This is a genomic window from Streptomyces sp. NPDC002623 (genome assembly GCF_053592635.1).
The window spans coordinates 60,528-81,922 of the sequence record NZ_JBSFWB010000014.1; the positions used below are offsets into that span (position 1 = coordinate 60,528).

21 protein-coding genes are annotated in these 21,395 nt (G+C 70.3%); 10 read left to right on the forward strand and 11 right to left on the reverse strand.

Features of this window, described 5'->3' with window-relative positions; translation table 11 throughout:
- The first annotated feature begins 122 nt into the window (after positions 1-122).
- The 5 genes from folP to ACWD4O_RS25115 all read left to right on the forward strand — a co-directional run bounded on the left by folP (position 123) and on the right by ACWD4O_RS25115 (position 3,337).
- Entirely contained in the window at positions 123-1,049 is a 927-nt protein-coding gene (folP, locus tag ACWD4O_RS25095) for a dihydropteroate synthase (protein ID WP_451283030.1), read from the forward strand.
- On the forward strand, positions 1,046-1,558 hold the full coding sequence (locus ACWD4O_RS25100; RefSeq protein ID WP_451283032.1) for a nuclear transport factor 2 family protein: 513 nt from the start codon (positions 1,046-1,048) through the stop codon (positions 1,556-1,558). Before folP ends, ACWD4O_RS25100 begins: the two co-directional genes overlap by 4 nt.
- Before the next feature lie 237 nt (positions 1,559-1,795).
- Positions 1,796-2,155, forward strand: coding sequence for a dihydroneopterin aldolase (gene folB / locus ACWD4O_RS25105; RefSeq protein ID WP_450950887.1), 360 nt, complete (start codon positions 1,796-1,798; stop codon positions 2,153-2,155).
- Positions 2,152-2,763 (forward strand): 2-amino-4-hydroxy-6-hydroxymethyldihydropteridine diphosphokinase, encoded by a 612-nt coding sequence (folK, locus tag ACWD4O_RS25110; RefSeq protein WP_451283034.1) that lies wholly within the window; start codon positions 2,152-2,154, stop codon positions 2,761-2,763. The genes folB and folK overlap by 4 nt, the downstream gene beginning before the upstream one ends.
- An 85-nt stretch (positions 2,764-2,848) precedes the next feature.
- A complete protein-coding gene (locus tag ACWD4O_RS25115; RefSeq protein WP_451283036.1) occupies positions 2,849-3,337 on the forward strand; it encodes a DUF3180 domain-containing protein in 489 nt (162 codons plus the stop codon).
- Between the two features lie 28 nt (positions 3,338-3,365).
- Here the strand turns inward: ACWD4O_RS25115 and folE are convergent, their stop codons facing one another.
- From folE to dacB, 6 genes are all read right to left on the reverse strand, one after another.
- A complete protein-coding gene (folE, locus tag ACWD4O_RS25120) occupies positions 3,366-3,971 on the reverse strand; it encodes a GTP cyclohydrolase I FolE (protein ID WP_451283038.1) in 606 nt (201 codons plus the stop codon).
- Between the two features lie 152 nt (positions 3,972-4,123).
- A complete protein-coding gene (gene ftsH / locus ACWD4O_RS25125; protein ID WP_450950883.1) occupies positions 4,124-6,163 on the reverse strand; it encodes an ATP-dependent zinc metalloprotease FtsH in 2,040 nt (679 codons plus the stop codon).
- A 186-nt stretch (positions 6,164-6,349) separates the two neighbouring features.
- A complete protein-coding gene (gene hpt, locus ACWD4O_RS25130; RefSeq protein ID WP_093780137.1) occupies positions 6,350-6,910 on the reverse strand; it encodes a hypoxanthine phosphoribosyltransferase in 561 nt (186 codons plus the stop codon).
- A gap of 72 nt (positions 6,911-6,982) precedes the next feature.
- On the reverse strand, positions 6,983-8,005 hold the full coding sequence (gene tilS, locus ACWD4O_RS25135; protein WP_451283040.1) for a tRNA lysidine(34) synthetase TilS: 1,023 nt from the start codon (positions 8,003-8,005) through the stop codon (positions 6,983-6,985).
- 193 nt (positions 8,006-8,198) lie between these two features.
- Positions 8,199-9,332, reverse strand: a complete 1,134-nt coding sequence (locus ACWD4O_RS25140) for a zinc-dependent metalloprotease (RefSeq protein ID WP_451283042.1) — start codon at positions 9,330-9,332, stop codon at positions 8,199-8,201.
- Positions 9,333-9,439: 107 nt separating this feature from the next.
- The gene (gene dacB, locus ACWD4O_RS25145; protein WP_451283044.1) at positions 9,440-11,107 is read right to left on the reverse strand and encodes a D-alanyl-D-alanine carboxypeptidase/D-alanyl-D-alanine endopeptidase; all 1,668 of its coding nucleotides are present in this window, start codon (positions 11,105-11,107) and stop codon (positions 9,440-9,442) included.
- A gap of 79 nt (positions 11,108-11,186) precedes the next feature.
- On the opposite strand from dacB, the gene ACWD4O_RS25150 reads away from it, so the two are divergent.
- Complete coding sequence (locus tag ACWD4O_RS25150) at positions 11,187-11,678, forward strand: inorganic diphosphatase (protein ID WP_450950880.1); 492 nt, start codon at positions 11,187-11,189, stop codon at positions 11,676-11,678.
- 113 nt (positions 11,679-11,791) lie between these two features.
- On the forward strand, positions 11,792-13,453 hold the full coding sequence (locus ACWD4O_RS25155; protein WP_451283046.1) for a threonine/serine ThrE exporter family protein: 1,662 nt from the start codon (positions 11,792-11,794) through the stop codon (positions 13,451-13,453).
- Between the two features lie 33 nt (positions 13,454-13,486).
- On the opposite strand, the gene ACWD4O_RS25160 is transcribed toward ACWD4O_RS25155, so the two are convergent.
- The gene (locus ACWD4O_RS25160; protein WP_451283048.1) at positions 13,487-14,428 is read right to left on the reverse strand and encodes a DedA family protein; all 942 of its coding nucleotides are present in this window, start codon (positions 14,426-14,428) and stop codon (positions 13,487-13,489) included.
- Positions 14,429-14,566: 138 nt separating this feature from the next.
- Here ACWD4O_RS25160 and ACWD4O_RS25165 point away from each other — a divergent pair, with 138 nt between their 5' ends.
- Positions 14,567-14,932 carry a YbjQ family protein gene (locus tag ACWD4O_RS25165; protein WP_450950877.1) on the forward strand — a complete coding sequence of 122 codons (366 nt, stop codon included), beginning with the start codon at positions 14,567-14,569 and terminating at the stop codon, positions 14,930-14,932.
- Between the two features lie 103 nt (positions 14,933-15,035).
- On the opposite strand, the gene ACWD4O_RS25170 is transcribed toward ACWD4O_RS25165, so the two are convergent.
- The gene (locus ACWD4O_RS25170) at positions 15,036-15,797 is read right to left on the reverse strand and encodes a MerR family transcriptional regulator (RefSeq protein ID WP_451283051.1); all 762 of its coding nucleotides are present in this window, start codon (positions 15,795-15,797) and stop codon (positions 15,036-15,038) included.
- A gap of 182 nt (positions 15,798-15,979) precedes the next feature.
- Between ACWD4O_RS25170 and ACWD4O_RS25175 the strand changes: the two genes are divergently transcribed.
- Positions 15,980-17,263: an ion channel protein gene (locus ACWD4O_RS25175; RefSeq protein WP_451283053.1), complete on the forward strand. Its 1,284-nt coding sequence runs from the start codon at positions 15,980-15,982 to the stop codon at positions 17,261-17,263.
- Positions 17,264-17,350: 87 nt separating this feature from the next.
- Entirely contained in the window at positions 17,351-18,757 is a 1,407-nt protein-coding gene (locus tag ACWD4O_RS25180) for a glutamate decarboxylase (RefSeq protein ID WP_451283055.1), read from the forward strand.
- Between the two features lie 138 nt (positions 18,758-18,895).
- On the opposite strand, the gene ACWD4O_RS25185 is transcribed toward ACWD4O_RS25180, so the two are convergent.
- The 3 genes from ACWD4O_RS25185 to ACWD4O_RS25195 all read right to left on the reverse strand — a co-directional run bounded on the left by ACWD4O_RS25185 (position 18,896) and on the right by ACWD4O_RS25195 (position 21,376).
- A complete protein-coding gene (locus ACWD4O_RS25185) occupies positions 18,896-19,657 on the reverse strand; it encodes an ABC transporter permease (RefSeq protein WP_451283057.1) in 762 nt (253 codons plus the stop codon).
- The gene (locus ACWD4O_RS25190; RefSeq protein ID WP_451283059.1) at positions 19,654-20,625 is read right to left on the reverse strand and encodes an ATP-binding cassette domain-containing protein; all 972 of its coding nucleotides are present in this window, start codon (positions 20,623-20,625) and stop codon (positions 19,654-19,656) included. Before ACWD4O_RS25190 ends, ACWD4O_RS25185 begins: the two co-directional genes overlap by 4 nt.
- A gap of 109 nt (positions 20,626-20,734) precedes the next feature.
- Positions 20,735-21,376 (reverse strand): PadR family transcriptional regulator, encoded by a 642-nt coding sequence (locus ACWD4O_RS25195; RefSeq protein WP_451283061.1) that lies wholly within the window; start codon positions 21,374-21,376, stop codon positions 20,735-20,737.
- Between the last annotated feature and the right edge of the window lie 19 nt (positions 21,377-21,395).

Here is a 21,395-nt window from a genome sequence, read left to right on the forward strand (position 1 = left end):
CCCGGCAGAGATCGGCCCCTGGCCGCCGAGACCGGTCCGGGCGGAAGCCCAGCCCCCCAGCCCTGGGGCTTCCGCCCGGGCCGCACCATGGCTCGGCTCCGTCCGGGGCCTACGCTGAACGTATGAGCAAGCAGAGCGGACGCGGGCGCGTCGTCGGCCTTCCGGAATGGGACCGCTGCGCGGTCATGGGGGTCGTCAACGTGACCCCCGACTCCTTCTCGGACGGCGGCCGCTGGTTCGACACGACGGCCGCCGTCAAACACGGCCTTCAGCTCGTCGCCGAGGGCGCGGACCTGGTCGACGTCGGCGGCGAGTCCACCCGCCCCGGCGCCACCCGCGTCGACGAGGCCGAGGAGCTGCGCCGGGTCATCCCCGTAGTCCGCGGACTCGCCTCCGAAGGCGTCGTCGTCTCCGTCGACACGATGCGGGCCTCCGTCGCCACCCAGTCCCTCGCAGCCGGCGCCGCCCTCGTCAACGACGTCAGCGGCGGCCTCGCCGACCCGGCGATGATCCCGGCCGTCGCGGACTCGGGCGCCCCCTTCGTCGTCATGCACTGGCGCGGCTTCCTCGAAGGCGGCAACGTCAAGGGCGTCTACGCCGATGTGGTCGCCGAGGTCGTGGACGAACTCCACGCGCGCGTGGACGCCGTCCTGGCCGGTGGCATCTCGCCCGACCGCATCGTCGTCGACCCGGGCCTCGGCTTCAGCAAGGAGGCCGATCACGACCTCCATCTGCTGGCCCACCTCGACCGGCTGCACTCCCTGGGGCACCCCCTGCTCGTCGCCGCCTCCCGCAAGCGCTTTCTCGGTCGCGTTCTGGCCGACCCGAAGGGCGCGCCGCCGCCCGCGCGCGAGCGCGACGCCGCCACGGCCGCCGTCTCCGCCCTCGCGGCGCAGGCGGGCGCCTGGGCGGTCCGCGTGCACGAGGTCCGCGCGACGGCGGACGCGGTACGGGTCGCGCGCGCCGTGGAGTGGGCGCGCGAAGCGAGCGACAGGCCGGACGACACGCGGACCGCGACCGAGACCCCCCGCGCGGAAGGAGCCCGGTGAGCGCCCCCCATACCGACGTCGAGGAGGTCGAGGCCGCCAACACCTCCTTCTACGAGGCACTGGAGCAGGGCGACTTCGAGGGGGTGTCCTCCCACTGGCTCACCCCGGCCGACCTGGGCGTGGACGAGACGTACCACGACCCGGCGGACGTCGGCGTGGTTTCCTGCGTGCATCCTGGCTGGCCGGTGCTCACCGGCCGGGGCGAGGTTCTCAGGTCGTACGCGCTGATCATGGCGAACACCGACTACATCCAGTTCTTCCTCACCGATGTGCATGTCTCCGTCACCGGCGACACCGCGCTGGTGACCTGCACCGAGAACATCCTCAGCGGCGGCCCCGCGCCGGACGACGGCGAGGAGCTCGGCCCGCTCGTCGGCCAGCTGGTGGTCGCCACGAACGTGTTCCGGCGCACCGCGCAGGGCTGGAAGCTGTGGTCGCACCACGCCTCCCCGGTGCTGGCCGAAACCGATGAGTCCGAGGACGCAGAGGACGAGGACCCTTCGTCCTGAGCCCACCCGGAGCAAGAAGTGGTTGGAATCACGAACCCGTGGGTAGGGGCGGCTACCAACCCGTGAGCCGCCGGGTTCCCCAAGGAAAACGCCCGGTGAAAACTCCCGGCTCCGATCCGGGCCACCGCGGTCGCGGCCGGGGCTGTCAGTGCTCGCAGGTAGATTCGTTCCAGGCCCAGGTGCCGTCCGCACCCGGTACGCACCGGCCGAAAACCGACGATTGCAGGAGTGATTCGCGTGGATCGTGTCGCGCTGCGCGGCCTCAAGGCCCGTGGGTACCACGGCGTGTTCCCCAAGGAACGCGAGGAGGGCCAGACCTTCATCGTGGATCTCGTCCTGGGCCTGGACACCCGACCGGCCGCGGCCGACGACGACCTGGCGAAGACCGTGCACTACGGCATCGTGGCGGAGGAGGTCGTGGCCGTCGTCCAGGGCGAGCCCGTCGATCTCATCGAGACGCTCGCCGAGCGCATCGCCCAGGCCTGTCTGAAGCACGAGGGGGTACAGGAGGTCGAGGTCTGCGTCCACAAACCGGACGCACCGATCACCGTTCCCTTCGACGACGTGACCGTCACCATCACCCGGAGCCGAGTATGACCGCATTCTTCACCGAGGGTCAGAGCGACCCGACCGTACAGCCGGTACCCGCCTCCGTCGTCGAGCAGGTCGACGCCGCCGACACCACCCTGCACAACCCCAAACGGGCCGTGATCGCCCTCGGCTCCAACCTCGGCAACCGCCTGGAGACCCTCCAGGGAGCCATCGACGCCCTCGAGGACACCCCCGGCGTCCGCATCAAGGCCGTCTCGCCGGTGTACGAGACCGAGCCGTGGGGCGTCGAGCCCGGCAGCCAGCCGTCGTACTTCAACGCGGTGGTCCTGTTGAAGACGACCCTCCCGCCGTCCTCCCTCCTGGAGCGCGCCCACGCCGTCGAGGAGGCCTTCCACCGGGTACGGGAGGAGCGCTGGGGCGCGCGCACGCTGGACGTCGACATCGTCGCCTACGCGGACGTCGTCGACGACGACCCGCACCTCACGCTCCCCCACCCCCGGGCGCACGAGCGCGCCTTCGTCCTGGCCCCCTGGCACGACGTGGAGCCCGAGGCCCAACTGCCCGGCCGGGGCACGGTCGCCGCCCTCCTCGACACCCTCACCCGCGAAGGCGTCGCGGCCCGCCAGGACCTGGAACTCCACCTGCCCGACTAGTCGTTAAGGTCAGGAAGAGAGGCCGAGAAGACCACTGCCCGCGTGATGTTCACACCCGCGGGCTCGGGGGAGTTGAAGGGACACCGTGAGAGAGCTGCGCATCAGGGTGCTGGCCGGCGTGTTCGTCGTCGCCGCGATCCTGTCCTGGGCGGGGGCCCGCCTGTGGAACTCGATCGGGACCCTCCCCAGCGTTCCGCTGGCCGCCCCGATCGTCCTCGCGCTGATCGCCGTGGTCCTGCTGGCGACGGCGCTGTCCTTGCGCGGCCGCCTCAAGGCCCAGCGCGAGCGCCGCCCCGAGGCCAAGGGCGTCGACCCCCTGATGGCCGCCCGCGCGGTCGTCTTCGGCCAGGCCAGCGCCCTGGTGGCCGCCCTCGTCTCCGGCATGTACGGAGGCACGGGCGTCTTCCTCCTGGAGTCCCTCGACATCCCCGCCCGCCGTGACCAGGCCATCTACGCCGGCTTCTCGGTCCTGGCAGGCCTCGCGGTGATAGCGGCGGCCATCTTCCTGGAACGCGTGTGCAAGCTCCCGGAGGACGACAACAACCACGAGAACGGTGCGGCGTCGGCGGCCTGACGACCGTCCCGACGGAACACCACGCCGGTCAGCGGGCGAGTATCAGGCTCATCGCCTCGGCCCGGGTCGTGGCGTCCCGGAGCTGACCGCGCACGGCCGACGTCGTGGTCTTGGCACCGGGCTTGCGGATCCCCCGCACCGACATGCACATGTGTTCGGCCTCGATGACGACGATCACACCGCGGGCCTCGAGGATCTGCATGAGGGAGTCCGCGACCTGCGTAGTGAGACGTTCCTGCACCTGCAGGCGTCGGGCGAACACCTCGACCAGTCGCGCGAGCTTCGACAGCCCCGTGATCTTGCCGTTGTCCGCCGGGATGTAGCCGACATGGGCCACGCCATGGAACGGCAGCATGTGATGCTCGCACAGACTTACGATTTCGATGTCCTTCACCAGGATCATCTCGTCGTGGCCGAGATCGAACGTCGTCGTCAGGACGTCCTCGGGCTTCTGCGTCAGCCCGGCCAGGAGTTCCCGATACGCCCGCGCCACCCGCGCCGGAGTCTCTCGGAGTCCCTCGCGGTCCGGGTCCTCGCCGACCGCGATCAGCAACTCGCGTACGGCGTTCTCGGCGCGCTTCTCGTCGAACTCGCCGATGGAGCCCTCGCCGGCCAGCGTCACGGGGTCGGTCATCTGGTGCCTCGTTCCTGTGCGGGTCGCGCGTATGGGTCACGCGCCTCATCTGCGGCATAAAAACCAGACATACGGAAATGCCGCGCCCCCCAGGCTAGAACCTGGGGGGCGCGGCATCCATTCCGGGCCTGGTGGGGCCTACCGGAGCCGGGTCAGCTCTCGGGACGCTCCTCCGGGCTGGGCTCGGCCACCGGGCTGGGCTCCACCGCGGTGGACTTCGCGGTCGAGATCGCCGGCGTCGCGCCGTTGGCGCCGTTCGTCAGTGCGAGCTCCTTGGGGGAGAGCACCGGCGGACGGGTGGAGGGGGTGCGCCGCGACGAGCCGGTCCAGGCGGGCCGGGCCGGGCGCTTGACGATGGCGGAGAAGACCTCGGCGATCTGCTCCTTGTTCAGCGTCTCCTTCTCGAGCAGCTGAAGCACCAGGTTGTCGAGGACGTCGCGGTTCTCGACCAGGATCTCCCAGGCCTCGTTGTGCGCGTTCTCGATGAGCTTCTTGACTTCCTCGTCCACCAGCGCGGCGACCTCTTCCGAGTAGTCGCGCTGGTGAGCCATCTCACGGCCGAGGAACGGCTCGGTGTTGTCGCCGCCGAACTTGATCGCGCCCAGCCGCTCGGTCATGCCGTACTGGGTGACCATCGCCCGCGCGGTCGCCGTGGCCTTCTCGATGTCGTTCGCCGCGCCGGTGGTCGGGTCGTGGAAGACCAGTTCCTCCGCCGCACGACCGCCCAGCATGTAGGCCAGCTGGTCGAGCATCTCGTTGCGGGTGGTCGAGTACTTGTCCTCGTCCGGGAGCACCATCGTGTAGCCGAGCGCACGGCCACGGGACAGGATGGTGATCTTGTGGACCGGGTCGGAGTTCGGAGACGCCGCCGCGACCAGGGCGTGACCGCCCTCGTGGTACGCGGTGATCTTCTTCTCCTTGTCCGACATGATCCGGGTCCGCTTCTGCGGGCCCGCGACCACACGGTCGATCGCCTCGTCCAGCATGTGGTTGTCGATCAGCTTCAGGTCCGAGCGGGCCGTCAGCAGAGCGGCCTCGTTCAGCACGTTGGAGAGATCGGCACCCGTGAAGCCGGGGGTGCGGCGGGCGACGGCGGACAGGTCGACGTCGGGCGCGACCGGCTTGCCCTTCTGGTGGACCTTGAGGATCTCCAGACGGCCCTGCATGTCCGGGCGGTCGACCGCAATCTGGCGGTCGAAGCGGCCGGGGCGCAGCAGCGCCGGGTCGAGGATGTCCGGACGGTTCGTGGCGGCGATGAGGATCACGCCGCCCTTCACGTCGAAGCCGTCCATCTCGACGAGCAGCTGGTTCAGCGTCTGCTCGCGCTCGTCGTGACCGCCGCCGAGGCCGGCGCCGCGGTGGCGGCCGACCGCGTCGATCTCGTCGACGAAGACGATCGCCGGGGCGTTCGCCTTGGCCTGCTCGAAGAGGTCACGGACTCGCGAGGCGCCGACGCCGACGAACATCTCGACGAAGTCGGAACCCGAGATCGAGTAGAAGGGGACGCCCGCCTCGCCGGCGACGGCGCGTGCGAGCAGGGTCTTGCCGGTACCGGGCGGCCCGTACAGGAGCACACCCTTGGGGATCTTGGCGCCGACGGCCTGGAACTTCGCCGGCTCCTGCAGGAACTCCTTGATCTCGTGGAGTTCCTCGACGGCCTCGTCCGAACCGGCGACGTCGGCGAACGTCGTCTTCGGGGTGTCCTTGGTGATGAGCTTGGCCTTGGACTTCCCGAACTGCATGACTCGGGAGCCGCCGCCCTGCATCTGGTTCATCAGGAACAGGAAGACGACCACGATGAGGACGAAGGGGAGCAGGGACAGCAGGATCCCGACGAAGGCGTTCTGCTTCGTCGGCGAGACCGTGTAACCGTCCGGAATCTGCTTGTCCTGGTACTTGGTCTGCAGCGTGTTGGCAATGGTCACGCCCTGATCGCCGATGTAGCTCGCCTGGATCTTCGAGCTGCCCTCGATCTTTGTGCCGTCCTTGAGCGTCGCCTTGATGGTCTGCTCGTCACCGGTGGTGAGTTTGGCCGACTCGACCTTGTTGTCGTTGATCGCTGCAATGACCTGGCCGGTGTCCACCGTCTTGTAGCCGCCGGACGAGCCGACGACCTGCATCAACACGACCACGGCAAGGACGGCCAGCACGATCCACATGACCGGCCCACGGAAGTATCGCTTCACGTCCATCCATACGGAGCGGTGTCGCCCCGTCCCTCCTGCCATAGTGAGTTTGATAAAGACAGTTCTTCTGACGGTACCCCAGCTTTGTCGGGCGAAGCCGCACGGGACGGCTGGGGCACCCGTCTGCATGCTCCAACGGCGCGAGGCCCGTCGGGGTTCCCGATCTTCGTACGGACCTTGGGCCCTTCGGGTTCAGCCGCCGTAGACGTGAGGCGCGAGCGTACCGACGAACGGGAGGTTGCGGTACTTCTCGGCGTAGTCGAGGCCGTAGCCGACGACGAACTCGTTGGGGATGTCGAAGCCGACCCACTCGACGTCGATGGCGACCTTCGCCGCCTCGGGCTTGCGCAGCAGCGTGCACACCTTGAGGGAGGCGGGCTCGCGCGAGCCGAGGTTGGAGAGCAGCCAGGACAGGGTCAGGCCGGAGTCGATGATGTCCTCGACGATGAGGACGTGCTTGCCCTTGATGTCGGTGTCGAGGTCCTTGAGGATCCGCACCACACCGGAGGACTGGGTGCCCGCGCCGTAGGAGGACACAGCCATCCAGTCCATGGTGACGGGGGTGGACAGCGCTCGTGCGAGATCGGCCATGACCATCACCGCGCCCTTGAGGACGCCGACGATGAGCAGGTCCTTGCCCGCGTACTCCGCGTCGATCTTCGCGGCCAGCTCGACCAGCTTCGCGTCGATCTCTTCCTTGGTGATGAGCACCTCTTTGAGGTCGGTGCCCATGTCTTTCGCGTCCACCCGCATCACTTTCGGTTGTCCCACCGGCCACCGGAACCGCCCGCGACCACGCAAGCGGTCCTGCCGGAGGGCCCGGATTCAGCCTTGCCGAATCACCAGTCTGCCACCCTGGCGCTGGGCGACGACTTTGCCGGGGAGATTGATGACCCCCTGGCCGCGCCAGCCGGTGATCAGCCGGTCGACCTCCTCGATGTGCCGGGCGAAGAGGGAACCGGCCGGAGCACCCGCCTCGATGGCGGCGCGGCGCAGGATCCGACGGCGTACGGCGGGCGGCAGGGCGTAGAGCTTGGCGCACTCCAGGAGGCCTGCGGCGTCCCGTACGGAGGACTCGGCCTGGCCGGCCCAGGCGTCGAGGGCGTCGGCGTCGTCGCGGGAGAGCTGGGCCGTGCGGGCGAGGGCTTCGACGACGCCCTTGCCGAGGGCTTTCTCCAGGGCGGGCAGGCCCTCGTGGCGCAGCCGGGAGCGGGTGTAGGCCGGATCCGCGTTGTGCGGATCGTCCCAGACGGGCAGGGACTGGACCATGCAGGCCTTGCGGGCGGTCTGCCGGTCGAGTTGGAGGAAGGGGCGGCGGTAGCGGCCGTCGGCCCCCGAGACCGCGGCCATTCCGGACAGGGAGCGGATGCCGGAGCCGCGGGCGAGGCCGAGCAGGACGGTTTCGGCCTGGTCGTCCCGGGTGTGGCCGAGCAGGACGGCGGCGGCGCCGTGGCGTTCGGCCGCGGCGTCCAGGGCGGTGTAGCGCGCGTCACGGGCGGCGGCCTCGGGTCCGCCTTGGCGGCCCACGGTCACGGGGGCGGACTCGACGGGGTCGAGGCCGAGTTCGCGCAGGCGCAGGACGACTTCCGCGGCGCGCAGGTCGGAGCCGGTCTGCAGGCCGTGGTCGACGGTGACGCCGCCGGCCCGGATGCCGAGCCGGGGGGCCTCGAAGGCGAGGGCGGAGGCGAGCGCCATGGAGTCGGCGCCGCCGGAGCACGCCACAAGCACGAGCGGCGCCGGGGGGCGCTCGTGCGGGCTCGCTTCGGGGATGGGGTGGTCGTTGAGGATGTCGTGAAGTACGCGGCGGACCGCCAGGCGTATCGCCGCGACCGCAGGATGGGGACCCATTGTCCGGTTCCCTTCATGAAGTTTTCGGGGGTGAGCCCGAGGTTCGGTCACTCAGAGTGTGTAGATGGTGACAGAACCGGGCCGTTCCCTGAGCATTGCACGCCTGCACGAGCCTCACGGTCCCTCGGACGGGTGATTGCGGGGGCGTTCGCCTGCCGACGGCCGGATTCGGCTCACCACCCTGGCCGGGGGTTCACGACTCGGCCTTGCGGTGCACCCTCGCGACCCAGTCCGCCGGTTTGGCGATCTCGGTCTTGGTCGGAAGTGTGTTCGGGGAGGTCCAGACCCGGTTGAAGCCGTCCATGCCGACCTGGTCGACCACGGCCCGTACGAAGCGTTCGCCGTCCCGGTACTGCTTGAGCTTGGCGTCCAGGCCCAGCAACTTGCGCAGCGCGATGTCCAGTCGGGAGGCTCCCTTCGCCCGGCGCTGCTGGAACTTCTCGCGGATCTCGGCGACGCTCGAGACGACTTCCGGACCGACTCCGTCCATGACGAAGTCGGCGTGTCCCTCCAGGAGCGACATCACGGCGGTGAGGCGCGCGAGGATCTCGCGCTGCGCCGGCGTCTGCACGAGTTCGACCAGAGAACGCCCGCCGTCGTCCTCCTCGCCCTCGGGGCGGCCGCCGGCGAGGGACTGGGCGGCATCCCGGATCCGCTCCAGGAACGTCATGGGGTCGACGTCGGTCTCGCCCAAGAACGACTGGATTTCGCCCTCCAGGTGGTCACGCAGCCAGGGCACGGCGGAGAACTGGGTGCGGTGCGTCTCCTCGTGGAGACACACCCACAGGCGGAAGTCGTGGGGCTCCACGTCGAGTTCGCGTTCCACGTGGACGATGTTCGGCGCGACGAGCAGCAGCCGGCCGCCGCCGTTGGCGCCGGCCGGGAGTTCGCGGGTGGCGGGGGCGAAGGTCTCGTACTGGCCGAGAACCCGGGAGGACAGGAACGAGAGCAGCATGCCGAGTTCGACGCCGGTGACCTTGCCGCCGACGGCGCCGAGGACCGCGCCGCCCGGGGTGCTCCCGCGCCGTTCCTGCATCTTGTCCAGAAGGGGTTTGAGGATCTCCCGGAAGCCCGCCACGTTCGCCCGCACCCAGCCCGGGCGGTCGACGACGAGGATCGGGGTGTCGTGGGTGTCGTCGGTGCCCATACGAGTGAAGCCCCGGACGTGTTCCTCCGAGGCTTTGGCGTGTCGGCGCAGTTCCGCGACGACGGCACGCGCCTCGTCACGGCTGACCTCGGGTCCCGGCCGTACGAGCCGGGTCGCGGTCGCCACCGCGAGATTCCAGTCGACCATCCCCGAAGAAGCAGCGCCACCGATGCTCGTCATGCGTCAACCGTACGTGAGCGCCGCCGTTGCGGGCAGGTCGCAGGAGGCCGGTCAGGGAGATGTCAGGGTCGGCGGTGGGGGTGGCTCAGGGGTGGTGGGCCCTGCCCTCAACGGCAGCCGCACCCCGCCAGCGCCGTGGCCGCCCGGTCCAGCGCAGCCTGGGCGGCCGCCGGGTCGGTCGTGTCGGCGGCCAGGAGGGCGAAGGCGAGGAGCCGGCCGTCCTGGTCGACGACCGTGCCGGCGAGGGCGTTCACGCCGGTCAGCGTGCCGGTCTTGGCGCGGACGACGCCGGCCGCACCGTCGGCGTAGCGGCTGGTGAGGGTGCCGGTGAAGCCGGCGACGGGGAGTCCGGTGAGGACGGGGCGCAGGTCGGAGCGCGCAGGGTCGCTCGCCTTGACCAGGAGGGCGGTCAGCAGGTTCGCCGTGAGCCGGTTGGCGCGGTCGAGGCCGCTGCCGTCCTTGAACCGGGCCCCGGCCGTGGGCAGTCCGAGCTTCTTCAGCTGCGCCTGGACGGCCTTGCCGGCCCCGGCGAAGTCGGCGCGGACGCCGGTCGCGAGGGCGGTCTGGCGGGCGAGGGCCTCGGCGATGTCGTTGTCGCTGTTGGTCAGCATCCGTTCGACCAGGGTGGACAGCGGGGGCGAGGAGACCGTGGCGAGTCGTTGCGCGCGTGTGGTCGCCTTCGAGGGGCCGGGGGCCGTGGTCGTGATGCCGGCGGCCTTGAGGAACTTCGCGAACTTGACCGTCGCGTCGGCCGCCGGGTCGCTCACGCGGGTCGTCGGGCCGCTGGTGGAGTCGTCGGTGCGGCCCTCGTCGGCGGACAGGGCGGTGACGAGGGCGAGGTTGGGGTTGACCCCGATGGGGTGAACTTCGGTTCCGGCGTACAGGGTCGTGTCGTACGAGAGCGTCACCTTGGTGATCCCGCGCTTCTTCAGGGCGGCCGCGGCGGCGTCGGCGAGGGTGTGCAGGCTGGCCCAGCCCTGGGCGTCCGCACGGGCCGTGAGGGTGGGGTCGCCGCCGCCTACGAGGACGAGCTCCTTGGTGTCGGGTTCGAGCATGGCGCGGGTGGTGAGACGGTGCTCGCCGCCCATCGCGGAGAGCGCGGCGACCGCGGTGGCGATCTTCGTGGTCGACGCCGGGGTCAGCCCGTCGCCGCCCCCCACGCCGTACAGGCGCTTTCCGGTCGCCACGTCGACGACCGCGGCGGTGTGCCGGGCGCCCAGGGCCGGATCGCCCAGGAGGGGGTCCAGGACGCCCGCGAGGCCCGTGCCGGTCGGGAGAGCGTCCGGGGCCGACTTCACGGTGTTGGCGGTGCCGCCGAGGCCCGCCAGGACGGCGGCGGCGCTGGGGGCGGGCCGGGGCGCTGCGGCCGCCGTGTCGGACGACCGGGACGAATCGTCCGAACGTCCGTGATCTGTGCCACCCGTCCGCTCCAGTGCGGCGGCGCGGTCCCGCTCGGCCGTACGCTGACCGGTGGAGTCCCAGGGGCCGGCGGCTGTCACCACACCGGCGGCCAGTGCCAGCCCGGCGGTCGCCGCACCCGCGGTGTACTGCCAGGACCTGATGTTCGGACCGGCCGTCGTGATCCGCATTCGCGCGAGCTGCGGTTTCGCCGCCCGGGCGATCCGTGCGAGCTGCGGTCCTGCGGTCGCCGTCACGCGCGCGAGGCGGGGCCGTACGATTCCTGCGGCCCGTGCCAGACGCGGTCGTACGGCGTCCGCGACCCGCACCACATGCGGTCTCGCGGCCCGCCAAAGCCTCAGCTCTGGCACGAACACCAGCCCCTTTCGCGATCACACACCTGCGTGAGGGACACTTAACCACCAGAACTATGTGTTGATCATGGAGGAGCCACCGGTGGAGTTCGACGTCACGATCGAGATCCCGAAGGGTTCGCGGAACAAGTACGAGGTGGACCACGAGACCGGTCGGATCCGCCTGGACCGTCGACTCTTCACCTCGACCGCCTACCCGACCGACTACGGCTTCGTCGAGAACACTCTCGGCGAGGACGGCGACCCGCTGGACGCGCTGGTCATCCTGGACGAGCCGACGTTCCCCGGCTGTCTGATCCGCTGCCGCGCGATCGGCATGTTCCGGATGACGGACGAGGCCGGCGGCGACGACAAGCTGCTGTGTGTCCCGGCGACCGACCCGCGCGTGGAGCACCTGCGCGACATCCACCACGTGTCGGAGTTCGACCGCCTGGAGATCCAGCACTTCTTCGAGGTCTACAAGGACCTGGAGCCCGGCAAGTCCGTCGAGGGCGCCGACTGGGTCGGTCGTACCGACGCCGAGATCGAGATCGAGCGGTCCTACAAGCGCTTCAAGGACCAGGGCGGCCACTGAGCCTCGGCTGTGTAGAGGTGCGTAAAGGGCCGCACGCGTACGCGTGCGGCCCTTTCGCGTGTCTGTGCGCATACTGAGGCCCACGGAAGGTGTCGTTCAGGGAGCGTTGCGAGGTGTCGGAGGCGGAGGCGCGCAAGCCGCAGTCGGACGAGGCGAGGAGTGCCTTCGACCCGGAGATGACGTCCGAGTTCGAGATCCCGGCCGGGCTGGCCGTCCCGAAGGCCGGCGGCGAATCGGAGACCACGTCGGAGTTCGCCGTTCCCGAGGGGCTGGACGTGGGCCCGCCGGCCGCCGGGGAGACCGAGGGATCGGCGTTCAGCCTGCCTCGCACATACAGCGCGCGGGACGCCCCGGCCGCCTTCACGCCGCCCGACGGGGTGCCGTTGGTGAGTCTGACCAAGGACGTGCCCTGGCAGGACCGGATGCGCACGATGCTGCGGATGCCGGTGACCGAGCGGCCCGCACCCGAGCCGGGGCCCAAGGCGGAGGAGGGCGCTCCGGCCGTCCCGCGCGTGCTCGACCTGACGCTGCGCATCGGTGAGTTGCTGCTCGCGGGCGGGGAAGGCGCCGAGGACGTGGAGGCCGCGATGTTCGCGGTCTGCCGTTCGTACGGGCTCGACCGCTGCGAGCCGACCGTCACCTTCACGCTGCTGTCGATCTCGTACCAGCCGTCCCTGGTGGAGGACCCGGTCACGGCGTCGCGGACGGTGCGGCGGCGGGGCACCGACTACACGCGCCTGGCGGCCGTCTTCCGGCTCGTCGACGACCTGAGCGACCCGGAGGCCCATCTCTCCCTCGAGGAGGCCTACCGGCGGCTCGCGGTGATGCGCCGCAACCGGCATCCGTACCCGACCTGGGTGCTGACCTCGGCGAGCGGGCTGCTCGCGGGCGCGGCCTCGGTGCTGGTCGGCGGTGACCTGGTCGTGTTCGTGGCGGCCGCGCTCGGCGCGATGCTCGGCGACCGGCTGGCCTGGCTGTGTGCGGGGCGCGGACTGCCGGAGTTCTACCAGTTCCTGGTCGCCGCCATGCCGCCGGCCGCCATAGGCGTCGCGCTGACGGTGGCGGACGTCGATGTGAAGGCGTCCGCGGTCATCACCGGCGGGCTGTTCGCGCTGCTGCCCGGACGGGCGCTGGTGGCGGGCGTCCAGGACGGCCTGACCGGCTTCTACATCACGGCTGCCGCGCGTCTGCTGGAGGTCATGTACTTCTTCGTCGGCATCGTCGTCGGAGTGCTGCTGATGCTCTACGTCGGCGTGCAGCTCGGGGCGCATCTCAACCCCGACGCGGCCCTGGGCATCACCAAGCGGCCGTTGTGGCAGATCGGCGCCTCGATGCTGGTGTCGTTGACGTTCGCGGTGCTGCTCCAGCAGGAACGATCCACCGTGCTGGCCGTCACCCTGAACGGCGGAGTCGCCTGGTCGGTGTACGGCGCGATGCACTACGCGGGCGAGATCTCGCCGGTCGCCTCCACGGCCGTCGCGGCGGGGGTCGTGGGGCTGTTCGGGCAGTTGCTCTCGCGCTACCGGTTCGCTTCCGCGCTGCCGTACACCACCGCTGCGATCGGGCCCCTGTTGCCGGGGTCGGCCACGTATTTCGGGCTGCTGGCGATCGCGCAGAACGAGGTGGACGCGGGGTTGGTGTCGCTCACCAAGGCTGCGGCGTTGGCCATGGCCATCGCCATCGGGGTGAACCTGGGATCCGAGGTGTCGCGGTTGTTCCTGCGGGTCGGCTCCCCCGAGAAGCGGCGGGCCGCCAAGCGGACGCGGGGGTTCTGACGGCCCCGCGCCCCTTGGGGAACATCAAGAGCCTCAGTAGCCGCGGCTGTCGTCGTACGGGTACTGGCTGTTCTGCTGGGCGCCGTACGGCTGCTGCTGGGGCTGCTGCTGCCACTCCTGGGGGTACTGCTGCTGCGGGTACGGCTGCTGACCGTAGTAGTCGTAGTCGTTCTCGTGGGTCTGGCCCTGCTGGCCCTGCTGACCCTGCTGGCTGTTGTGGCCGTTCTGGCCGTTGTGGCCCTGCTGGCCGTACGGGTCGTGCTGGTCGATCCGGCGGAGCTGGGTCGTCGCGTCGTCCATGACCGGGGGCTGCTGCTGGTGGGGCTGGTGGGGCTGCTGCTGCTCCGGAGGCGCGTTGCGGGCTTCCTTGCGGGCCTTGAGGACCTCGATGATCACCGGGACGACCGAGACGACGACGATCAGGACGAGGATCGCCTCGACGTTGTTCTTGATGAGATCGATCTGGCCGAGGAAGTAGCCCGCGACCGTCACACCCGTGCCCCAGAGGATGCCGCCGATCACGTTGTACGTGATGAACGTGCGGTACTTCATGCGGCCGGCGCCGGCCACGATCGGCGCGAAGGTGCGCACGATGGGGACGAAGCGGGCCAGGACGATGGCCTTGGGGCCGAACTTGTCCGTGAACTCGTGCGCCTTCTCCAGGTTCTCCTTCTTGAAGAGCTTGGAGTTGGGGCGGTTGAACAGCTTGGGTCCGAAGAACTTGCCGATCAGGTAACCGACCTGGTCACCGAGGACGGCCGCGACCACGATCAGGGTGCAGACCAGCCACAGCGGCTGGTGGATCCACTTGCCGTCGGCGACCAGCAGACCGGCCGTGAACAGCAGGGAGTCGCCGGGGAGGAAGGCGAACAGGCCCGACTCGGCGAACACGATGACCAGGATGCCGATCAGGCCGAACGTCGAGATCAGATAGTCCGGAGTAATCCACTCGGGGCCGAGGGCGAGGGTAGTCACGGGTTCCGGGCTCCTGAGGGGTGAAGGCGGCGGTGCGGCGGCGGGACCGCCCAAAGCTATCAACGCGGCGCCACAGAACCAGGTTCCCAGGGCCTCCCCCAGGATGCACTGTGCTCCCGCTTGGTCAAACCTGTGAACATGGGCATCGATGATTACGGCGGCGGGCAGGGCCCTCAGCCGGACGTACTGGTCGTCACCACGAACGACGCACCCGGGTTCCGGGTGCAACAGGTCATCGGAGAGGTCTTCGGGCTGACGGTGCGCTCGCGGCACCTGGGCAGTCAGATCGGCGCCGGCCTGAAGTCGATGATCGGCGGCGAGCTCAAGGGGTTGACGAAGACCCTCGTGGAGACCCGCAACCAGGCCATGGAACGGCTCATCGAACAGGCACACGCGCGTGGAGCCAACGGCGTGCTGGCGTTCCGCTTCGACGTGACGGAGGCGGCGGACGTGGGCACCGAGGTGTGCGCCTACGGGACCGCGGTGATCCTGGTCCGGGAGTAGCCCCCGGACCAGGCCGCCCCACACGCGTGTGCCCTGCGACGCGTGTGCCGTGCGACGCGTGCCGGACCTGCACCGGGTCCCGGACCTGCGCCGTGTGCCGGATCTACGACACGTGCCTCGCCGCGTTCGCCTTGATCGCTTCCTTGAGGTGCTCGGCGAGGCCCGGGCGCGTGGAGTCGTAGAACGCCTTGAAGCGCTCGTCGGACACGTACATGTCGCCGAGGCTCTGGTGGAACGCGTACGAGGTGTCATAGAACCAGGCGCACAGGTGCTTCCGGTGTTCCTCGGCCATGTCCATCGCCCGGTCGCCGCTCGGCGGTTCACCGGCGTCCATCAACTCGCCGTACCGCGCGTTCCAGGCGTCGATCTCCGCCTGCATGCGCTTCCAGTCGTCCTTGGTGTAGGTGGCGGCGCGGCGCTGTGACTCGGCGTACAGCTCCGTGCCGCCCCAGCGCTGCTCCGCCTCCTCGGCGTACTGCTCGGGGTCCTTGTCGCCGAAGACCTCGAAGCGCTCCTCGGGTGTCAGGTCGATGCCCATCTTGCGTGCCTCCATGGCATGCTCCACGGCCGCCGCCATCTTCTGCAGCTTCTCGATCCGGGCGGTCAGCAACTCGTGCTGGCGGCGCAGGTGCGCGCGCGGGTCCGCGGCCGGGTCGGCGAGCAGGGCGGCGACCTCGTCGAGCGGGAAGCCGAGCTCCCGGTAGAACAGGATCTGCTGCAGCCGGTCGAGGTCGGCGTCGCTGTAGCGCCGGTGACCCGCGTGGCTGCGCCCGCTCGGAACGAGCAGGCCGATGTCGTCGTAGTGGTGCAGTGCGCGCACTGTGACCCCGGCGAATCCGGCGACCTGTCCTACGGAGTAACTCACTTCGTCCGCTCCCTTCTCGGTACGTGCTCCACGGTGAGCCCTCACGTCACGTGAGGTGCAAGTGCGATTCCGCCCGTGTGCGCGTTCCGGCGCGCGTCCGCGCCCGTTCCCGTCCGCTCACGGCCGTCCTCGTCCGCTCCCGCCCGGATGTCGTGTCCGTTTCATCCGCTTATCGTGACCCCGTGGCCCAGGACTCCGCGCAGCAGGCGCCGACCGCTCCGGCGACCCCCGCACGCGCCCTGCTGCCGTTGATCCTGCCCGCGCTCGTCGTCGGCGTGCTGGCGAGCCTGCTGTTCGTGCTGGTGAGCGAGTCGGCCGAGCTGCTGCAGCACGTGCTGTGGGAGAACCTGCCGGATGCGCTGGGCGTGGGCCGGTACTCGGTGCTGTGGATGCTCGTCATGCTCACCTCGACCGGGGTGCTGGTGGGGCTGGTGGTGTGGAAGGTGCCGGGGCATGCGGGGCCCGATCCGGCCACGCTGGGGCTGGACGCGCGCGTGCTGCCGCCGGCCGTGCTCCCCGGGCTGCTGGTGGCTACCGCGCTGATGCTGGCGGGCGGGCCGAGTCTGGGCCCGGAGAACCCGATCATCGCCGTGAACGTCGGGCTCGCCTTCTGGCTGGGACACCGGCTGCTGCCCCGGGCGCCGGGCGGGCTGTGGTCCGTGCTCGCGGAGGCGGCGACGATCGGCGCGCTGTTCGGGACACCGGTGGCGGCGGCGCTGCTGATCTCCGAGGCGCTGGCGGGGCGGCAGACGAAGGGGCCGCTGTGGGACAGCGTCTTCGCACCGCTGGTCGCCGCCGCGGTCGGCTCGATGACGACCACCCTGGTGGACCATCCGACCTTCGACCTCGACCTGCCCGCTTTCGGGCAGCCCGGGTGGAGCGATCTGCTGGCGGTGCTCGTGATCGCGTCGGTGGGCGCGCTGCTCGCCCTGTGCGCCGTGTGCGCGTTCCCGTACGTCCACGGCGCGTTCGCGCGCCTGGGACACCCGATGCTGGCGCTGCCGGCCGGCGGGCTCGTCCTGGGGCTGCTGGGGGCGCTGGGCGGCCATCTGACGCTGTTCAAGGGACTGGACGAGATCGGGGAGCTCGCGGCCGATCCCGAGGGCTGGTCGGCCGGCCAGTTCGCCACGATGACGGTGGTGAAGCTGGCGGCGCTGCTCGTCGCCGCTTCCTGCGGCTTCCGGGGCGGTCGGATCTTCCCGGCCGTGTTCGTCGGCGTCGCCCTCGGCCTCACCGCCCATGCCCTCGTGCCCGGTGTGCACCCGGCGGTGGGCGTGGCCGGGGGCGTGCTGGGCGTGCTCCTCGCCATCACCCGGCAGGGCTGGCTGAGCCTGTTCACGGCCGCCGCCCTCGTCGCCTCGCCCGCGATCATCGCCCTGCTCTGCTTCGCCTCGCTGCCCGCCTGGCTGCTGGTGACAGGACGGCCGCAGATGCAGTTGCGCGACGATGGAACGGCGGTGCGCTGAGCGTGTGAACCGAACAGGCCCCTCGATCCGATGAAGCGGCAGAACGCCACTCGGCGGTCGCCGCTCCGCCAGTTGGGAGAACAAGCCATGCCCCTCCACAAAGGCCCGCAGAAGCCCGACGAGCGTCCTCTGTCCGTGAATCCCTTCTACGGCGAGGCCAACCCGGTCGGCGGAATGACGGAGGCGCCGCCGAAGCACCGGCTGCCGGACTCGCCGATGCCGCCGTCGACGGCCTATCAGCTGGTGCACGACGAACTGATGCTGGACGGCAATTCGCGGCTCAACCTGGCCACCTTCGTCACCACGTGGATGGAGCCGCAGGCCGGGGTGCTGATGGTGGAATGCCGGGACAAGAACATGATCGACAAGGACGAGTATCCGCGCACCGCCGAGCTGGAGCGGCGCTGTGTGGCGATGCTCGCCGACCTGTGGAACGCACCCGATCCCTCGGCGGCCGTGGGCTGTTCGACGACCGGGTCGAGCGAGGCGTGCATGCTCGCGGGGATGGCACTGAAGCGGCGGTGGTCGCTGCGCAACGCCGACCGCTACCCCGGCGCCCGTCCGAACCTCGTGATGGGGGTCAACGTCCAGGTCTGCTGGGACAAGTTCTGCAACTTCTGGGAGGTGGAGGCCCGTCAGGTCCCCATGGAGGGGGACCGGTTCCATCTCGACCCGCAGGCGGCGGCCGAGCTGTGCGACGAGAACACGATCGGGGTCGTCGGCATCCTCGGCTCCACGTTCGACGGGTCCTACGAGCCGATCGCCGAGCTGTGTTTGGCCCTGGACGCTCTCCAGGAGCGGACCGGCCTCGACATCCCGGTGCATGTGGACGGCGCGTCCGGCGCGATGATCGCGCCTTTCCTCGACGAGGACCTGGTGTGGGACTTCCGCCTCCCGCGCGTGAGGTCCATCAACACCTCGGGGCACAAGTACGGGCTCGTGTACCCGGGGGTCGGCTGGGCGCTGTGGCGCGACAAGGAGGCCCTGCCGGAGGAACTCGTGTTCCGCGTGAACTACCTGGGCGGCGACATGCCGACGTTCGCGCTCAACTTCTCCCGGCCGGGCGCGCAGGTCGTCGCGCAGTACTACACGCTGCTGCGGCTGGGCCGCGAGGGCTACCGAGCCGTGCAGCAGTCCACGCGGAACGTGGCCCGGGGCATCGCCGAGCGGGTGGAGGCGCTCGGCGACTTCCGGCTCCTCACGCGGGGCGACGAGCTGCCGGTGTTCGCCTTCACCACGGCTCCGGAGGTGAAGTCGTACGACGTCTTCGACGTCTCCCGGCGGCTGCGCGAGAGCGGGTGGCTGGTGCCCGCGTACACCTTCCCGGCGAACCGGGAGGATCTGTCCGTGCTGCGAGTCGTCTGCAGAAACGGCTTCTCGGAGGACCTCGCCGAGCTGTTCGTGGAGGACCTGACCCGACTGCTGCCGGATCTCCGGCAACAGTCGGAGCCGTCGACGAGGGACAGGGAGGCGGCGACCGGGTTCCACCACTAGCGGTTGCATGAGGGTCGAGGTCGCCCGCGACGGTTTCGGTGGCAGCCCGGTTCCGTGCGGGCGGCGTCTCGGCCGTCGGGAGAGGCGGCGGCCGGCGGGAGCCGCGCGGGGTCGGTGGGGTCGGTGGGGTCGGTGGGGTCAGCGGCTCATATGGGCGAACTTTCTTACGGTGAGGGGGAAGAAGAGCGCCAGCAGGGCCAGGGGCCAGCCGACCGCCGTCCAGATGTGGGCGGGGTCCGCGCCCAGACCGCCGAAGAGGTCGCGCACCGCTGTCGCCGTCCGGGACATCGGGTTCCACTCGACGGCCGTGCCCAGCCAGCCGGGCATGGCGGCGGGGGTGGCGAGGGCGTTGGAGAGGAAGCCGACCGGCCAGACCAGGATCTGCACGGCCTGCACCATCTCCGGTTTCCCGGCCACCAGTGCCAGATGGATGCCGATCCACAGCATCGCGAAGCGGAAGAGAAGGAGGAGACCCACCGCGCCGAGGAAGGCGCCCGGTCCGCCCTGGGGACGCCAGCCGAGGGCGAGGCCGACGACGATCAGCACGGCCAGCCCCAGGACCGACTGAAGCATGTCGGCCGCCGAACGGCCCACCAGGACGGCGCCGTCGGCCATCGGCATCGCCCGGAAGCGGTCGATGACGCCCTTGTTCAGGTCCTGGGTGACGGCGAGCATCGTGCCCTCCAGGCCGAAGGCCATGGTGAGCGCGAGCATGCCGGGCATCAGGTAGTCGAGGTAGTCGCCGCTCACCCCGCGGCCGCCGCCGATCAGGTAGCCGAACATCAGCAGCAGCATCACCGGGAAGACGAGCCCGACGACCACCCGGCCCGGATGCCTTGCCCAATGGGCGAGTTCGCGCCGGGTCATCGTCCAGGAATCGGTCAGCGGGTACGTGTTCACACGGGCTCCTTGGTGCGGTCGTCGTGGCCGGTCAGGTGGAGGAAGACCTCGTCCAGGGTGGGGCGGCGCAGGGCCACGTCCTCCGCCTCGACGCCGGCCTCCTCCAGGGCGCGGACGACGCCGGCGAGAGCGGCCATCCGGTCGGTGACGGGAGCGCTGAGCAGACGGCGGTCGGGGTCGACGGTGACGTCCTCCTCGGGCAGGGGCAGCAGTGCGAGGGCGGTGCCCAATTGGCCGGCGTCGCGCAGGACGACGTCGATGCGGTCGCCGCCCGTCAGCGTCTTCAGCTCGTTGGCCGTGCCGTCGGCGATCAACCGGCCCCGGTCGACGACGGAGATGCGGTCGGCGAGCTGGTCGGCCTCCTCCAGGTACTGGGTGGTGAGCACGACCGTCGTCCCGCCGCCGACCAGTGAGCGGACCGCGGACCAGACCTCGGCGCGCCCGCGCGGGTCGAGGCCGGTGGTCGGCTCGTCCAGGAAGAGCACCTCCGGGTCGATGCCGTGTCGGTTGCCGATGAGGGAGGCGGCGAGGTCCAGGCGGCGGCGCATGCCTCCGCTGTAGGCGCTGACGGGCTTGCGGCCGGTGGCGGTGAGGTCGAAACGCTCCAGGAGCTCGTCGGCGCGCCCGCGCGCGGGGCGGGCGCCCAGGTGGTGGAGGCGGCCGAACATCTCCAGGTTCTGCCGGCCGCTCAGCTCCTCGTCGAGGGCCGCGTGCTGGCCGAGCAGACCGATGCGCAGGCGGACCTCCCGGGCCTGGCGCACCACGTCGTGGCCGGCCACCTCGACGCGTCCGGAGTCCGGTCGCAGCAGTGTGGACAGGATCCTGACCAGGGTCGTCTTGCCCGCGCCGTTCGGTCCGAGCACGCCGTGCACGGTGCCTCGGGCGACCGTGAGATCGAGCCCGTCCAGTGCCTGTGTGTCGCCGTACCTCTTGCGTACGCCTTCGACGGCGATCGCCCGGTCAACCATGGCAGTCCCCCAGCTCGTCAACTAATCAAACTTGATTACTCACCCAAAGTAACTCCACGGACATCACTCGTCAAACTTGATTAGCCAGCCGGATCGCCGGATGACCGGGTCAGCGGGAGTCCCCCGGATGCCGCTCCCCCGTCGCGTACGGGTTCTCCGCACCCTCCGCCAGGACGCCGACGAACGGCTCGCCCTCCCCCGCGAAGGTGTACGCGCCGCCCTCGATCCGCGCGATCAGGCCCTGGGTCCACTCGGCCTCGGCGTCGGCGGTGTGGATCCACAGGTTCATGATCTCCCCGATGTGGCCCAGCTGTTCCGGGCCGTCCTCGGGGACGTAGTGCTCGGTGACGGCCGCGCGCCACGCCTCGATGCCGCGGATGCGGTCCTTCAGGAGCGACACCGCCTCCGCGCGCGGGAGGTCGACGACGAAGCCGATGGCCGCCGACTTCACGTCCGTCTTCTGGTCGTAGGAGGTCAGCGCCTCGCGGAGCAGCCTGAAGTACTCCTCGGTGCCTGCCTCGGTGATCTCGTACTCGGTGCGCGGCGGGCCGCCCGCGGTGGACGGCGCCGTCTCGTGCTCGCGCAGCAGTCCCTGCTTGGCCATCTGCTTCAGGGCGTGGTAGATCGAGCCCGGCTTGGCGTTGGACCACTCGTGGGCGCCCCAGTACTCCAGGTCGCCGCGCACCTGGTAGCCGTGGGCCCGCCCGTGCTGGCGCACGGCGCCCAGCACGAGAAGACGGATCGCTGACATGCGCCCAGGTTATGACCTC